The 14384-nt window shown below is 64.8% G+C and carries 15 protein-coding genes and 1 tRNA gene; 6 read left to right on the top strand and 10 right to left on the bottom strand.

What is annotated here, in order from left to right; translation table 11 throughout:
- The first annotated feature begins 5 nt into the window (after nucleotides 1-5).
- Nucleotides 6-188 (top strand): hypothetical protein, encoded by a 183-nt coding sequence (locus tag G481_RS0111500; protein WP_028030164.1) that lies wholly within the window; start codon nucleotides 6-8, stop codon nucleotides 186-188.
- Here the strand turns inward: G481_RS0111500 and G481_RS0111495 are convergent.
- Complete coding sequence (locus G481_RS0111495; protein WP_028030163.1) at nucleotides 176-1174, bottom strand: SDR family NAD(P)-dependent oxidoreductase; 999 nt, start codon at nucleotides 1172-1174, stop codon at nucleotides 176-178. The two genes, G481_RS0111500 and G481_RS0111495, sit on opposite strands and share 13 nt — an antisense overlap.
- Nucleotides 1175-1364: 190 nt before the next feature.
- Here G481_RS0111495 and G481_RS0111490 point away from each other — a divergent pair, with 190 nt between their 5' ends.
- Complete coding sequence (locus G481_RS0111490) at nucleotides 1365-1544, top strand: hypothetical protein (RefSeq protein WP_154664591.1); 180 nt, start codon at nucleotides 1365-1367, stop codon at nucleotides 1542-1544.
- A gap of 15 nt (nucleotides 1545-1559) precedes the next feature.
- Here the strand turns inward: G481_RS0111490 and preA are convergent, their stop codons facing one another.
- The 3 genes from preA to G481_RS0111475 all read right to left on the bottom strand — a co-directional run bounded on the left by preA (nucleotide 1560) and on the right by G481_RS0111475 (nucleotide 4889).
- Nucleotides 1560-2858, bottom strand: coding sequence for an NAD-dependent dihydropyrimidine dehydrogenase subunit PreA (gene preA, locus G481_RS0111485; protein ID WP_028030161.1), 1299 nt, complete (start codon nucleotides 2856-2858; stop codon nucleotides 1560-1562).
- 90 nt (nucleotides 2859-2948) lie between these two features.
- Nucleotides 2949-3488 (bottom strand): DedA family protein, encoded by a 540-nt coding sequence (locus G481_RS0111480; RefSeq protein WP_028030160.1) that lies wholly within the window; start codon nucleotides 3486-3488, stop codon nucleotides 2949-2951.
- A gap of 69 nt (nucleotides 3489-3557) precedes the next feature.
- A complete protein-coding gene (locus tag G481_RS0111475) occupies nucleotides 3558-4889 on the bottom strand; it encodes an NAD(P)-dependent oxidoreductase (RefSeq protein WP_051294484.1) in 1332 nt (443 codons plus the stop codon).
- 231 nt (nucleotides 4890-5120) lie between these two features.
- On the opposite strand from G481_RS0111475, the gene accB reads away from it, so the two are divergent.
- Genes accB through aat form a run of 3 tightly spaced genes read left to right on the top strand, consistent with a single transcriptional unit; the run spans nucleotide 5121 to nucleotide 7577 of the window.
- Nucleotides 5121-5606 carry an acetyl-CoA carboxylase biotin carboxyl carrier protein gene (gene accB, locus G481_RS0111470; protein WP_028030158.1) on the top strand — a complete coding sequence of 162 codons (486 nt, stop codon included), beginning with the start codon at nucleotides 5121-5123 and terminating at the stop codon, nucleotides 5604-5606.
- Nucleotides 5607-5613: 7 nt separating this feature from the next.
- Nucleotides 5614-6960, top strand: coding sequence for an acetyl-CoA carboxylase biotin carboxylase subunit (gene accC, locus G481_RS0111465; RefSeq protein WP_028030157.1), 1347 nt, complete (start codon nucleotides 5614-5616; stop codon nucleotides 6958-6960).
- Complete coding sequence (gene aat / locus G481_RS0111460) at nucleotides 6936-7577, top strand: leucyl/phenylalanyl-tRNA--protein transferase (RefSeq protein WP_035025894.1); 642 nt, start codon at nucleotides 6936-6938, stop codon at nucleotides 7575-7577. Before accC ends, aat begins: the two co-directional genes overlap by 25 nt.
- A 60-nt stretch (nucleotides 7578-7637) precedes the next feature.
- On the opposite strand, the gene G481_RS0111455 is transcribed toward aat, so the two are convergent.
- The 4 genes from G481_RS0111455 to G481_RS0111440 form a co-directional block, all read right to left on the bottom strand.
- Entirely contained in the window at nucleotides 7638-8180 is a 543-nt protein-coding gene (locus G481_RS0111455) for a GNAT family N-acetyltransferase (RefSeq protein ID WP_028030155.1), read from the bottom strand.
- 165 nt (nucleotides 8181-8345) lie between these two features.
- Nucleotides 8346-8615 (bottom strand): 50S ribosomal protein L27, encoded by a 270-nt coding sequence (gene rpmA, locus G481_RS0111450; protein ID WP_028030154.1) that lies wholly within the window; start codon nucleotides 8613-8615, stop codon nucleotides 8346-8348.
- Between the two features lie 14 nt (nucleotides 8616-8629).
- Complete coding sequence (rplU, locus tag G481_RS0111445; RefSeq protein WP_028030153.1) at nucleotides 8630-9022, bottom strand: 50S ribosomal protein L21; 393 nt, start codon at nucleotides 9020-9022, stop codon at nucleotides 8630-8632.
- Between the two features lie 169 nt (nucleotides 9023-9191).
- Nucleotides 9192-10022 carry a hypothetical protein gene (locus G481_RS0111440; protein ID WP_035025891.1) on the bottom strand — a complete coding sequence of 277 codons (831 nt, stop codon included), beginning with the start codon at nucleotides 10020-10022 and terminating at the stop codon, nucleotides 9192-9194.
- Between the two features lie 193 nt (nucleotides 10023-10215).
- On the opposite strand from G481_RS0111440, the gene G481_RS0111435 reads away from it, so the two are divergent.
- A tRNA-Ser gene (locus G481_RS0111435) sits at nucleotides 10216-10305 on the top strand.
- A gap of 276 nt (nucleotides 10306-10581) precedes the next feature.
- Here G481_RS0111435 and G481_RS0111430 read toward each other — a convergent pair.
- Nucleotides 10582-11280, bottom strand: a complete 699-nt coding sequence (locus G481_RS0111430; protein ID WP_245594960.1) for a M48 family metallopeptidase — start codon at nucleotides 11278-11280, stop codon at nucleotides 10582-10584.
- Between the two features lies 1 nt (nucleotide 11281).
- The gene (locus G481_RS0111425; protein WP_051294483.1) at nucleotides 11282-14353 is read right to left on the bottom strand and encodes a type I restriction endonuclease subunit R; all 3072 of its coding nucleotides are present in this window, start codon (nucleotides 14351-14353) and stop codon (nucleotides 11282-11284) included.
- Nucleotides 14354-14384: the final 31 nt, after the last annotated feature.

Here is a 14384-nt window from a genome sequence, read left to right as displayed (position 1 = left end):
ATGTCATGGCGTGTGTCAGTGTTTTCCTGTCGTCGGCCCTGGGCGGGCTGAGTGCGCTGTGCGCCCTGTCGCTGGACTATGGTCTGGGGGCTGCCCTGACGCTCTGGCTGGTGTCAGGCACGCTTGGACTTGTTCCCGCCGTGCGGGACGGGGTGCAGGCCGGGCCTGGCCGCCATCAGACCTTGTAATAGGCGCGATACCAGTCGACGAACCGCGCCACGCCCGTCGCCAGCGGGGTCGAAGGGCGGCTGCCGGTCAGCTCGTGCAGCAGCGTCGCATCGGCCCAGGTGGCAGGCACATCCCCCGGCTGCATCGGCAGATAGTTGCGGATCGCCTTGCGGCCCAGCGTGTCCTCGATGGCATCGACGAAATCGAGCAGCTTGATCTTGCTGGAATTGCCGATGTTCACCACCCGCCAGGGTGCCACCGGCGACAGGCTGTCCATGGGTCCCGCAGGCTGCGTGCCGGGAACCGCGTCGATCAGCCCGCGAATGCCGTGCACCAGATCATCGACATAGGTGAAATCGCGCCACAGCTCGCCATGGTTGTAGATGTCGATGGGCTGGCCATCAAGGATCGCCCGGGTGAACTTGAACAGCGCCATGTCCGGCCGCCCCCAGGGACCATAGACGGTGAAGAAGCGGAACATGGTGATCGGCAGGCCATGGATATGCGCCCAGGCATGGGCCATCCCTTCGGTCGCCTTCTTGGTGGCGGCATAGAATGACATGGGCGTGTCGGCCTTGTCGGTTTCGGCATAGGGCATCTTGGTGTTGGCGCCATAGACCGAACTGGTCGATGCCATCAGCAGATGCCGGACGCGGTGGCGCAGCGCGGCTTCCATGATGTTGAAGCTGCCGATGATGTTGGAATCGACATAGGATCGGGGGTTGTCGATGGAATAGCGCACACCTGCTTGCGCCGCGAGGTGAACGATGATGTCGGGCGCGAACCCGTCGACCACCGCATCCAGCGCCGCACGATCCTCGAGCATCGCCTCGGCGCGGTGAAAGCGGGGGTGTTCGGCCAGAATCGCATGGCGGCGCTGCTTGAGCGTGACATCGTAGTAATCGGTCATGCCGTCAAAGCCCTGCACCTCGGCCCCCTCGGCCAGCAGCAGGCGGGACAGGTGAAACCCGATGAAACCGGCACTTCCGGTCACAAGCACGCGCATGAACGATCACTCCAGCATCCGACGGCGCCACCCTGCCGCAAAGTGCGTGCGGCGGCCAGCCCTGCGCAAGGGGTGCGCGGGAACTATGGCGGGGATGGGGCGGTGATGGATCAACTTGTCGGTATTTCGCAAGGTGATCGCAGGGCAGGCCGTGGCAATCTGGCGCACATGGCTGTTTGTGGAGGATGCGATGCTGCCGCCCATTTCACCGACGGAGGCGGCCCTGATGCAGGACCGCGCGCGCGCCGAACGGATGCAGGACCATCTGGTCCCGCCCCTTGCGCAGGCGCCCAGCACGCCGGGCCCCGCGCGATCCGAGGACGGGCCGCGCAAGGTAGGTCCGGCATCGGCGCTGGATTTGCGGCGCTGATGCCGGACGTCTGACCTATTCGGCGGCCTGGGCTGCCGGGTTGTTCGGATGCGTCTGCCAGTTGGCATAGGGCGCAACCGGCCGGCCGGTGCGGGGATCAACCTCGCCCAGCGGCATCTGCTCCATGGTGATGCAGTTTTCCACCGGGCAGACGTTGACGCACAGGTTGCAGGCGACGCATTCGGCGTCGTTCACCTCGAACACCCGGCCGGGTTTCATCAGGATGGCCTGGTGGCTGGTATCTTCACAGGCGGCAAAGCAGCGGCCGCATTTGATGCAATCGTCCTGATTGATCCTGGCCTTGGTGACATAGTTCAGGTTCAGATCCTGCCATTCGACAAAGTTCGGCACCGCGCGGCCGATCAGGTCGGACAGCGCCATGCCCTTGTCGTCCAGGTATTCCGACAGGCCCGAGATCATTTCCTGCACGACCTTGAAGCCATAGGTCATGGCGGCGGTGCAGACCTGCACATTGCCCGCCCCAAGCGCCAGGAATTCGGCCGCATCGCGCCAGGTGGTCACCCCGCCGATGCCGGAAATCGGCAGGCCGCGGGTTTCCTGATAGCGGGCGATTTCCGCCACCATGTTCAGCGCGATGGGCTTGACCGCCGGGCCGCAATAGCCGCCGTGGCTGCCCTTGCCGTCGATCATCGGGAAGGGCGAGAAATGGTCCAGATCGACGTTGGTGATCGACTTGATCGTGTTGATCAGGCTGACCGCATCCGCCCCGCCCCGCTTGGCGGCAATCGCCGGCGGCAGGATCGAGGTGATGTTGGGCGTCAGCTTCACGATGCAGGGCATGCGGCTGTATTGCTTGACCCAGCGGGTGACCATCTCGATGTATTCGGGCACCTGGCCGACGGCCGAACCCATGCCGCGCTCGGCCATGCCATGCGGGCAACCGAAGTTCAGTTCGACCCCGTCGGCCTCGGTGTCCTCGATGCGCTTGAGGATGTCCTTCCAGCTGTCCTCGTCGCAGGGCACCATCAGCGAGATGACCAGCGCGCGGTCGCGCCACTTGCGCTTGACCTCCTTGATCTCGCGCAGGTTCACCTCGAGCGGGCGGTCGGTGATCAGCTCGATGTTGTTCAGGCCCAGGAGCCGCCGGTCGGCGCCCCAGATCGCGCCATAGCGCGGGCCCGAGACGTTGACGATGGGCGGCCCCTCGGCCCCCAGCGTCTTCCACACGACGCCGCCCCAGCCCGCCTCGTAGGCGCGTTCGACGTTGTATTTCTTGTCGGTCGGCGGGGCAGATGCCAGCCAGAACGGGTTGGGCGATTTGATGCCCAGGAAATCACTTCTGAGGTCGGCCATGGCTATCCTCCGCAGGATGTTGGCTTATGGCAAGGGACAGGGCATTGCCGCGCGGCAATGCCCCTGATGAATGTTCGGAATTTGCAGGGGTCAGGCGCCGGTGACGGCGTTCCAGATCCAGAGCAGCACATTGCCGCCGATCTCGCCCGATTTGGGGATGGCCCACGCCCAGGCGGTGGCGCCCACCACGTTCACCGCCAGAAAGCGGGGAAAGTTCATGTGCGACACGCCCGCCATCAGGAACACCACCGCCCGCAGCGGGCCGACGAAATGCCCGATCAGGATGGTTGTCAGGCCCCAGCGCGCAAAGGCCTGCGTGCCCTGCATCGCCAGTTCCGGGTGCTTGCCCAGCGGCCAGATGCGCATCATCGACGGGCCGTAGCGCCAGCCCAGCCAATAGGAAAACAGCGATCCTGCGATCGACCCCAGCGCCCCGCCGATCCAGATCGGCGTGAAGTCCAGCGCCCCGGTGGCCACAACCGCGCCGACGCCGATCAGAATTGCCGTCGAGGGGATGATGATCGAGAAAACCGCGATGGTTTCCGCAAGCGCGAAGAAGAACGCGATCACCCCCGCCCAGTCGCGGTTGGCGCTGACAAAGGCGATGGCTGCATCGACAAGGGTGTCCAAGGCGCTCTCCCGGGCGGGTGGTTCGGCCCGCGTCAGGTAGCCTCAATGGCGCGCTATCACAAGCCGCACTCATGCGCGGCCCATCAGATGCGCGTGAATGGCCTCGGCAGCATCGCGCCCTTCGGCCACGGCGGTGACGGTCAGATCCTCGCCCCCCGCCGCGCAATCGCCGCCAGCCCAGACACCTGCACCCGGCCCGGCGATCTTGCCACCCGACAGCGTCAGCCCGTCAGGCACGCCGGCCAGCGTCTGGCCGATGGCCTTGAACACCTGATCGGCCTTGAGGGTGAAGGTCTCGGCTCCCGGCTTGCCATTGGTGGCATAGGCGAAGTCGACCGACTCGGCCTTGCCTGCGCCGCTGATCCGCAGGGGGACGGCGTTGTAGACGATCCTTACCCCGGCCTGCGCGGCATGATCCTGTTCATAGGGGCTCGCGCTCATGCGGTCCTTGCCGCGGCGATAGACCATGGTGACGTTTTCCGCGCCCAGCAGCTTGGATTGAACCGCCGCATCCACCGCCGTCATGCCGCCGCCGATCACCACCACATCGCGGCCGACGGGCAGGGTGGTCAGGTCGGCCTGGCGCAATTCGGCGATGAAATCGACCGCATCGCGCACACCCGCCAGATCCTCGCCCGGAATGCCAAGCGCGTTGACGCCCGCCAGCCCGATGCCAAGGAACACCGCGTCATGGTCGGCCCGCAGCCCGTCCAGCGTGACATCGCGGCCCAGCTTCTGGCCCGTGCGGATCTCGATCCCGCCGATGGACAGCAGCCAGTCCACCTCGGCCTGGGCAAAGCCGTGGGTCGCCTTGTAGGCGGCGATGCCGTATTCGTTCAGACCGCCTGCCTTGGGGCGCGCCTCGAAGATCACGACATCATGGCCCTTCATCGCCAGACGATGCGCGCAGGCAAGGCCCGCAGGCCCTGCGCCGACAACGGCGATGCGCTTGCCGGTGGCTGCGGCGCGGGCATAGGGGTGCGGCCTGGCCATGCCGACGCTGGTGGCATAGCGCTGCAACCGGCCGATCTCGACCGGCTTGCCTTCGGCGGTTTCGCGCACGCAGGCCTCTTCGCACAGGGTTTCGGTGGGGCAGACCCGCGCGCACATGCCGCCAAGGATGTTCTGGTCCCAGATCGTCCGGGCGGCCGCCTCGGGCGTGCCGGTGGCGATCTGCCGGATGAACAGCGGAATGTCGATGCTGGTGGGGCAGGCCGTGATGCAGGGCGCATCATGGCAGAAATAGCAGCGGTCGGCCGCGACCTGTGCCTCGTGCATGTCGAAGGGCGGTTCGACATCGTCGAAATTTCGGGCGATCACATCGGCGGGCAGACGCCCCGGCGCAATGCCGGGCGTGAGCTGGCTGTTGGACAACGGGTGCCTCCCTTGGGCTTTGTTCATTGGGGTCAGGCTGCCACAGGCTGAAATTTTATCAAGCGGTAAAATATCGCAGGGCCATGTTTTCGCGCCCGGCTGCCTTGATTGCATGCGCCTTGCCTCAACCTTGGGCACGTTGGCGGCTTTTCCTTGGAAAGCGGAATGCGTATATAGCGCCATGGCCCCAGACAGGGCAGGCAAAGACCAGGGGCGACAGGCCCCGCCCACCCGCACGGGAACCTTAGCGAGGACGGCATGACCAAACACACCCACGAAGGCGACGTGGCCTTCATTCAGGCCCTTGCGGAACTGCTGAACGCAAACGATCTGACGGAACTTGCCGTCAAGCGCGAATATGGCGAAGACGACAGCCTCGAGGTCCGTGTCGTCAAGCAGGCTACCGTGGTGCAGGCCGCACCGATCGCCGTTGCCGCCGCGCCGGTCGCGGCACAGGCCGTGGCCGCGGCCCCCGCCGCACCGGCCGCCCCCGAGGATCCGGCCCAGCATCCGGGCGCGGTGACCTCGCCCATGGTGGGCACCGCCTATCTGGCGCCAGAACCGGGCGCGGCGCCCTTTGTCGCCGTCGGCGCAACCGTCACCGAAGGTCAGACCGTGCTGATCGTCGAGGCGATGAAGACCATGAACCACATCCCGGCCCCCCGCGCCGGCACGGTTAAGCGGATCCTGGTCTCCGACGGCACCCCGGTCGAATTCGGCGCTCCCCTGATGATCATCGAGTGAGGTGGGCATGTTCGACAAGATCCTGATCGCCAACCGGGGAGAGATCGCGCTGCGCGTGATCCGGGCTGCCCGTGAAATGGGGATCAAGTCGGTCGCCGTGCATTCGACCGCCGACTCGGATGCGATGCATGTGCGCATGGCCGATGAAAGCGTCTGCATTGGCCCGGCCCCGTCGTCGGAAAGCTATCTGAACAAGGCCGCGATCATCTCGGCCTGCGAGATCACGGGCGCGCAGGCGGTGCATCCGGGCTATGGCTTCCTGTCGGAAAACGCGGCTTTCGCGCAGGCGCTGGAAGATCACGGCATCGTGTTCATTGGCCCTTCGGCCGAACATATCCGCATCATGGGCGACAAGATCACCGCCAAGGATACCGCCAAGGCGCTGGGCATCCCGGTGGTGCCGGGCTCTGACGGCGGGGTGCCCGATGTGGACACCGCGCGCCGCGTGGCCGGGGAAATCGGCTATCCGGTCATCATCAAGGCCACCGCTGGCGGCGGCGGGCGCGGCATGAAGGTGGCCAAGGACGAAGAGTCGCTGGAAATCGCCTTCCGCACCGCCCGGTCCGAGGCCAAGGCCGCCTTTGGCAACGACGAAGTCTATATCGAGAAATACCTGCAGCGCCCCCGCCATATCGAGATTCAGGTCTTCGGCGACGGCAAGGGCAATGCGGTGCATCTGGGCGAGCGGGACTGTTCCTTGCAGCGCCGTCACCAGAAGGTGTTCGAAGAGGCGCCCGGCCCTTGTATCACCCCCAAGATGCGCTCCGAAATCGGCGAAGTCTGCGCCGCGGCCATGCGCAAGCTGAAGTATATCGGCGCGGGCACCATCGAGTTCCTCTATGAGGATGGCGAGTTCTATTTCATCGAGATGAACACCCGCCTTCAGGTCGAGCATCCGGTGACCGAAGCCATCTTCGGCGTCGATCTGGTGCGCGAGCAGATCCGGGTTGCCAGTGGCCTTGGCATGTCCTTTGCCCAGGACGATCTGGAAGTGAACGGGCACGCCATCGAGGTGCGGATCAATGCCGAAAAGCTGCCGTCCTTCTCGCCATGCCCCGGCACGGTGACGGCCTATCATGCGCCGGGCGGCCTTGGGGTGCGGATCGATTCCGCACTCTATGATGGCTACCGGATTCCGCCCTATTACGACAGCCTGATCGGCAAGCTGATCGTGCATGGTCGCGACCGGCCCGAGGCGCTGTCGCGCCTGCGCCGCGCGCTGGGTGAACTGATCGTCGACGGGGTGGATACCACGATTCCGCTGTTCAGCGCCTTGCTGGCCGAGCCGGATATCCAGAACGGCGACTATTCCATCCATTGGCTGGAAAAGTGGCTGGCGCGTCAGTTCGGCTGACCGCGCAGCTTTTGCTGCGGGCCTATGCCATGGGGATCTTCCCCATGGCGGAAAGCCGCGACGACCCGGACATCCACTGGGTCGATCCGCGGCTGCGCGGGATCTTTCCGCTGGACGGCTTTCACATCTCGCGCAGCCTGGCCCGCCGCATCCGCCGCGGCGACTATCAGGCGAAGGTGGACACCGACTTTGCCGGTGTCGTGTCGGCCTGCGCCGCGCGCGAGGAAACCTGGATCAACGACGAGATCTTTCGCCTGTATCTGGACCTGCACCGCATGGGCCACGCCCATAGCCAGGAAATCTGGCACGGCGGCCGGCTGATCGGCGGGGTCTATGGCGTGGTTCTGGGCCGCGCGTTCTTTGGCGAAAGCATGTTCTCGGCCGCGACCGATGGGTCGAAACTCGCGCTGGCGCATCTGGTGGCGCGGCTGCAGGCCGGGGGCTTTCAGCTGTTCGACACCCAGTTCCTGACCCCGCATCTGGCCAGTCTTGGCGCGATCGAGATCCCGCGCGCCGAGTATCACCGCCGTCTTGCCGAGGCGCTGACGGGCAAGGCGCGGTTCGATCTGGAGGCCGACCCGTTGTCGTCCCTTGCCCACGCGCAGCTTGCGTCCTGAAGGCCCGGTGCAGAGCCTTGCAAGGCTCTGCCACGCTGGCCTGGCGGGGTTTGCGCGCCCTCAGCCCAGCTTTTTCAGATAGGTCCAGGTCGGCACCCGCGCATGGCGCGAGACGCAGAACGTCTCGGCATCGCCCAGATATTCGAACCCCGCATTGGTCAGGACACGGGCCGAGCCGGGGTTGTCCTGGAACACGGCGGCAAAGATGGTGCGGTTGTTCTGCGGATTGGCCTCGACCAGCGCGCGCACAGCCTCGGACGCGATGCCGGTGTTCCAGAAGGCCGGGGCGACCCAATAGCCGATTTCCGACTGCGCACGGTCCATCCGTTTCAGGCTGATGACGCCCAGCAGCTCTGCCAGCCCGTGATCGGCGCCGTCCATGGCCCAGATATCCTCGCTCCGGTCAGGGGCGGTGGCGCGGGCGATATAGGCCTCGGCCGTGCCGGGGGGCAGGGGGTGCGGGATCGAAGAGGTCATGGTCGCGACGCGCCTGTCCCCCGCATGCAATGCCAGCAGCCCCGCATCCGACGGGCGCAGGCCGCGCAGCACGAACCGCCCTGCGGCGATCTGGGGCACGGTGTCGATCACATTATCCATCTTCATCGCTTCCTCCTCCGAAGCGAAAGGGCATGGCCCTTTCAGGATGGTCGTCACCGGCCACGGGAACAAGCCCCGATGGCCGGACATTCTGTCGCTGTCCCGGAAACGAAACGGGGGACCGGCTGTTCTGCCGATCCCCCGCTTACATTCCGAATGTAAAGGTTCGGCTTACTCCGCAGCCTCCGCGACCGGGAGGACCGAAATGAAGGTGCGGCCCTTGAGGCCCTTGCGGAAGGTCACGCGGCCTTCGGTCACGGCGAAGATCGTGTGATCCTTGCCCATGCCGACGCCTTCACCCGGGAACCAGGTGGTGCCGCGCTGACGCACGATGATGTTGCCCGGAATGGCCGCCTGGCCACCGAACAGCTTCACGCCAAGACGGCGACCGGCAGAGTCGCGACCGTTGCGGGACGAACCGCCAGCTTTTTTATGTGCCATGGGTCAGACTCCCCTTACTTGGTTTCGTGGGCGGCGCGGCGCGCATCGGCGGTGCCGACAGCAGCGGTCACGCCGGTGGTTTCAGCGCCCGAGGCGAGAATGTCGGTCACACGCACCAGCGTCAGCTTCTGACGGTGGCCACGGGTGCGCTGCGACGAATGCTTGCGGCGACGCTTGTGGTAGCTGATGACCTTGTCGGCCTTGATGTTGTCGATCACCTCGGCCTGAACGGCCGCGCCGGCGACCAGCGGGGCGCCGATGGTGACGGTTTCACCGCCGACCATGAGGATCTCGTTGAACTGGACCTTGTCGCCAGCGGTGGCGGCGATCAGTTCCACGCGCAGCACGTCGCCGGCCTGGACCTTGTACTGCTTGCCGCCCGTCTTGAGGACCGCGAAAGTGGTCATCGGTGTCTTCCTTTTTCTTCCGCGCCCTGCGGCCCCGGTGCATGTCCGGCGTTTGGTGCCTTCGGGCAGCGCGCCCCGCCAAGGGCGTCACACAAAATGCCCTGCGCGAGTCGCCCCGGCGCAGGGATGGGCGCTTTTCCGAGAATCCGCCGCAAAAGTCAAGCCTGCCTCAGATATCCTGGCCCTGAAGCATCTTGGCCGCCGCCAGCCCCAGATCCCGCGACAGCGTGTTGAACAGCCCGTCAAAGGCTGCGAACAGCGCCCGGTTCAGAAGTTGCCCGTCGGGGGTTTCGGAAAAGGCAATATAGGCGTCAAGGTCGGCATCAGCCAGGGGCCGGTAGGCCATCACCATATAGGGCAGCAGCCAGTCGATGGTATCTTGCCGGATCTGCGGCTCTTGCGACCACAGGTCGGCCATCATCTCGCCGTCGGGCAGGGTGGCATCGACCGCACCGCCGGCGATCATGCCCTGGTAAAAGGCAAGATTCGCATTCATCGCCCCCGCGATGTTCTGCTCGATCAGGTCATTCGCGGCGATCAGGCGGTCCAGCTGCTCCAGCCGCGGATCGCCGCGCTCCTTCAGCTCGGCAAGCGCGACCTCGGCGGCCTCTCTGGCGCTGTCGTCCAGGAACGCCGCGCGCGCGGCGATTTCCAGCTTGACGATGGCCGCCCCGGGCTCGGCGGTGAAAAAGGCCGTCATCCGCGCGACCTCCTCGGGCCGTGCGCCCAGTTCGGCATGAAGCCGCGCCAGCGCCTGGGTCTGCATCCGGGCGGGGTCGTGGATCGCCTCGACGGCTGCATCCCAGCGCGCGCCGCCTGCGCCGGGGAAAAGTTCGGCCTCAAGGTCGGCGCCGTAGCCGATTCCCTCCTCGACCAGCACGCGCAGCAACTCGGGCAAACGCAGCGCGGCGGCCAGATCGTCGACAGGTCCGGCCAGCGCGCGCAGCGGCGTCAGCAGGCTGGCGCAGGCGATCAGGGTCAGCAGGGTGCGGCGCAGCATGTCGGGGCTCCGGTCAGGGTCTGGCCCTTTCTAGCGGGCGATCTGCCTGCCTGCCAAGGCGCCGCTTGCCTGCCGGTCCTGCGCAGGCGTCACAAGCCTGTGTCGTTTGGGGATGTGATTGTCAAAAAACTCGAAAATCCCGCTTGCACCCGCCATCGGGCTGCACTAGGAAACCGCCCACGACCCCGAACACGGAGAGGTGGCGGAGTGGTCGATCGCGCCGGTCTCGAAAACCGGAGTACCTGCAAGGGTACCGTGGGTTCGAATCCCACCCTCTCCGCCACTTCCCTTCAAGGAATCGTTCTCCCGATCCCGCCGCGGCCGGATTTTCCCGTTGCTTTCGAGGGTTATGCGCGGTTGACTTTGCACTGGCGTCCTCGCTGCAGCAGCCGGAATGGTTTTCTAAAGCCCGATATTCTCCGGACCTCTCGACTACTAGCATCCGGTGTAGAGCCCGTAACCGATTGAAAATATGGGGGCAGATCCTCGCGCCACCTGAACACTTCGACGCCGGTGGCGTTCGTGAGATGGAACAGAAATCGAACTCCTGCAGCGAGCTTCAATCCGACAGGGGAAGCGCGTTGAGGTCTGACCGGATTTGTCGCCACCCCGGCATGTTTCGATCGAGGGTGTTCAAGAAGAGCTCGTCGTGTCGCGGTGATACGAAATGGGCCATTTCATGCAGGATGACGTAGTCGAGGGCGGCCAGAGGCTTCTTCGCCAGGTCGAGGTTCAGCCACACGAGCCCCTTTTCGGGATTGAAGCTGCCCCACTTCGTCTTCATCAACCTGATGCCCCACCGCGGTACCGGTACGCCCAGCCGATCCGACCACTTGACAATACGGGGAGCGGCCTTTTCCCGCAGCTGCGATCGGTACCACGTCGCCATCCAATGTGCTTTCTGATCGGTCGTTGAGCCTGCTGGCGCCAACATCGTCAGGCGATCCGAAGCGTCTGGCCGGATTGCACAGCGGTTCTTGTCGTTCGGCTGGACCAGAAGCCTGAGCGGTTTTCCAAAGACAAAATGGGTTTCGCCTGAGACATACCGGCGTTCGGATTGGCGGGCCTGACCCTCGAACTCGCGCTGCTTTTTCTTGATCCAGCCGAGCCGGGTCACAACCGCCACCCGGACAGCGTCTTCGCTGATGGCTGGAGGGGCAGCGACCCGCACGCGACCGGCCGGAGGATAGACCCCGATATGCAGGTTCTTGATCGGTTTGCGGACCAGTTCTACCGACAGCCCGGCGATCTCGATCACTTCAGTATTCATCATGCGACCGAATGATCTCGATGATGCTGTCCACGGCGTCCTCCGCATCGAGTATCTCCAGCAGTTTTCGCCGCAGCATCCGCTCCTTCATCTTGTTGCCGCGCCATCCCGTCTGAGCCGTGCTGCGGATCGCGGCATCGACCGCCATCGTCGTGGCCTCGTCCTGAGCAAGGTTGTCGAAGAGCGCCTTGCGCCCCGGTGTGGTCATGGTCGACGGGTATTCGTCGCCATGCCCGGCCTTTACCGCCCTGACCAGTTCCGCGATCTTTTCCAAGTATTCCGCGTAGGCGATGGCGTCGTCCTTACGTTTCTTGACTAGGTCGGTCAGCAGCTCGGACATTCGTTCGTAGAACTTCGGGTTCACCGGCGTTTCGTCGATGATCAGCCTGCGCACGTTGTTCTCGATGGCTTCGGCCACGTTCTCGCGCTTCTTCTTCAGGGAACTCGGCAACTCCCCCTCGACTGCCGCCCCCTTGCTCGCCACCAGATCGATCAGGCTGATGTCGTCCAGGTGCGAGATCACCTCGGACTCGTCCGCCTTGATGTAGGTGTCGATCAGGTGCCGCATCGCGGGCTCGAACTGCTTCATGTCCAAAGCATCGCCGCTGTGCAGGCGCACCGCATCGCGCAGCGAAATCGCCCGTTCCACCTCGTTGCGGTACTGCCCCAGCTGCAAGTCGTTCACGCCCGAGGCTGCGGGATCATCGGCCACCGATGCGAACGCCCGGGCATAGGCCCCTGCCAGTTTGTAAAGCGCCTGACGCCGCCGGGCCTTTTCCTCGGCCTGCGGATCGGTCTCCCACCCGCCAGGACTGGAGAAATAGGCAAGCACCTGGTCGTCGCCTTTGGGCTGTTCAACCGGATCAAGCAGCCCGAACCAAGCGTCGCGCGCGGTCATCAGATCCTCGCCCGCCTTTTCGGCCCGCGAGGATATCAGCCCCTCGACATCGGCAGCGTCGAAGGCGTCGAAGGCGCCCGAGGTGTAGTCTTCGACGGCCGTTTCGATGTTTTTGAACAGGTCCTTGTAGTCGACGACATAGCCGTAATCCTTGTCGTCCCCGTCGAGGCGGTTCACCCGGCAGATCGCCTGGAACAGCCCGTGGTCCCGCATCTGCTTGTCGATGTAGATGTAGGTCGCCGTCGGCGCGTCGAAACCGGTCAGCAGGCGGCTGACGACGATCAGCAGCTTCATCTGCGCCGGCTCTTTGCGGAACTTCCGCAGGGCCTCGGTCTCGTAGGCTTCTTCATCCGTGCCCAGATCGGTCATCAGCCGGTCATAGACGCGATAGACGTACTGCTTTTCGGTCTCGCCCATCCCGGCCTCTTCGCCGGTCAGTTCCGAGGCGTTGCGGGTGTAGGACGTGACGATGGCGCATTTCCCGGCGAGGTCCGAGCCGGAATTGCGGAAGATCTCGAACAGCCTGCACGCCTCGGGGATCGAGCCCGCCACCAGCATCGCGTTGCCGCGGCCAGCCTTGAGCCGCGGCTTCAACTCCATGTCCATGATGATGTCATTGGCGATCTGTTCCAGCCGGTCCTTCGACGACAGCACGCGCTGCAACGTGCCCCAGCGCTGTTTCAGGCTCGCCTTGGCCACCGGGGTCAGGCCCTTGGTCTTGGCCTCGAACCATTCGTCGATCTTCTTGGGCGAGGCCACGCGCTGGTCGATATCGCGCGCCTCATACCGCAGGTCCAGCACGACGCCATCCTCGACCGCTTCGTTGAAGCGGTAGGGCGTGCCGATATAGGGGCCGAACACCTCAAGCGAAGTCTGCTTGTCCGACCTTAGAAGCGGCGTGCCGGTGAAGCCGAAGAACACTGCACCCGGCAAGATCGACCGCATGGCACGGGCCAGCTTGCCCGATTGGGTCCGGTGCGCCTCGTCGATGAAGACGAAAAACTCGCCCACCGGTGCGCCGATCTGGCCGCGCTGGATGTCGGCGATCATGGCGCCCAACTCGTCCTCTTCCCGCCGCCCGAACTTGTGAACGAGCGAGGACACCACCCGATCCTTTGGGTCGGCCAGCGCAGCCAGCAGGTCGGCGCCGGACTTCGCGCGTCGCACCTTGTCGCCGGTGTTGCCAAAGACCGCCTCGATCTGGTCGTCCAGTTCCTTGCGGTCTGTCACAACGAGGATCCGCGCATCGGGGCGGGCCTCGCGGATCCAGCGGGCCAGCATAACCATGATCAGGCTTTTCCCCGAGCCTTGGGTCTGCCAGATGATCCCGCCCTTCTTCGCTGCCACAGCCTCTTGCGCGGCCTTCACGGCGAAATACTGGTTGGGGCGAGCGACCTTCTTGATGCCCGCATCGAACAGGATGAAATCGTTGATCAGTTCCAGAAACCGCGCGGGCGCCAGCATCTGCGCCCCATCGCGGTCGAGCGGGTTGGTGATCGCGCTCTCCTCTTTCCAGGCCAGCCAATAGGGCTGCGGGGTCTGGATCGCGGCATAGCGCAGGCCTTGCATGTCGTTGCTCGCGAATGTGATCTGCACTGTGGTGAAGAAGTGCCGGATGAACTCGGGGCGCTGGTTGTCCAGCGTCTGGCGGATGCCCTCGCCCAGATCGACAGTGGATTTCTTCAGCTCCACCACGCCCATGGCGATGCCGTTCACATACATCACCAGATCGGGGCGCTTGTTGTAGGCCTTGGGGTTCTTCGCCGTGACCGCCACCTCTTCGGCGACGCCGAGATCATTGGCGGCGGGGCTGTCCCAATCGACAAAGCGCACGGTGACCGGGGCCTCGCCGGGGCCGGGGGTGACCTGCACGCCATAGCGCAGCATGTCATAGGTGGCGCGGTTCGATTCATACAGCTTCAGCCCGTCCATACGGGCGGCGCGCTGCAACTCGGCGATGGCCTTGGTCGCCACCTCGGGGTCATGGCCACGGGCCAGCAGCCAGGGGCGCAAAAGGGCGGGCTCGATGTTGGCATTGCCCTCGCGCTTCTGCCAATCGCCCAGATAGCGCCAGCCGAGGCCGCCCGTTTTACCAGAGGTATCGCCGCACAGCTGCGCGATCATGCGGTTCTGCGTGGCGCGTTCCGGATCGCCGATGGCCATGGAAATACCCCCTGAAATACTGTTACCCGAG

It is taken from the genome of Gemmobacter nectariphilus DSM 15620 (assembly GCF_000429765.1).
GTDB classification, from domain to species: Bacteria; Pseudomonadota; Alphaproteobacteria; order Rhodobacterales; family Rhodobacteraceae; genus Wagnerdoeblera; species Wagnerdoeblera nectariphila.
Note: the sequence above shows the minus strand (reverse complement) of the source record. Positions and strands in the feature narration are given on the sequence as shown.

Bases quoted from the DNA above. Each gene is read 5' to 3' on its own strand.
- G481_RS0111500 (WP_028030164.1), top strand. From the start codon at position 6: ATGGCGTGTGTCAGTGTTTTCCTGTCGTCGGCCCTGGGCGGGCTGAGT.
- G481_RS0111495 (WP_028030163.1), bottom strand. From the start codon at position 1,174: ATGCGCGTGCTTGTGACCGGAAGTGCCGGTTTCATCGGGTTTCACCTG.
- G481_RS0111490 (WP_154664591.1), top strand. From the start codon at position 1,365: ATGCTGCCGCCCATTTCACCGACGGAGGCGGCCCTGATGCAGGACCGC.
- preA (WP_028030161.1), bottom strand. From the start codon at position 2,858: ATGGCCGACCTCAGAAGTGATTTCCTGGGCATCAAATCGCCCAACCCG.
- G481_RS0111475 (WP_051294484.1), bottom strand. From the start codon at position 4,889: ATGAACAAAGCCCAAGGGAGGCACCCGTTGTCCAACAGCCAGCTCACG.
- accB (WP_028030158.1), top strand. From the start codon at position 5,121: ATGACCAAACACACCCACGAAGGCGACGTGGCCTTCATTCAGGCCCTT.
- accC (WP_028030157.1), top strand. From the start codon at position 5,614: ATGTTCGACAAGATCCTGATCGCCAACCGGGGAGAGATCGCGCTGCGC.
- G481_RS0111455 (WP_028030155.1), bottom strand. From the start codon at position 8,180: ATGAAGATGGATAATGTGATCGACACCGTGCCCCAGATCGCCGCAGGG.
- rpmA (WP_028030154.1), bottom strand. From the start codon at position 8,615: ATGGCACATAAAAAAGCTGGCGGTTCGTCCCGCAACGGTCGCGACTCT.
- rplU (WP_028030153.1), bottom strand. From the start codon at position 9,022: ATGACCACTTTCGCGGTCCTCAAGACGGGCGGCAAGCAGTACAAGGTC.
- G481_RS0111440 (WP_035025891.1), bottom strand. From the start codon at position 10,022: ATGCTGCGCCGCACCCTGCTGACCCTGATCGCCTGCGCCAGCCTGCTG.
- G481_RS0111425 (WP_051294483.1), bottom strand. From the start codon at position 14,353: ATGGCCATCGGCGATCCGGAACGCGCCACGCAGAACCGCATGATCGCG.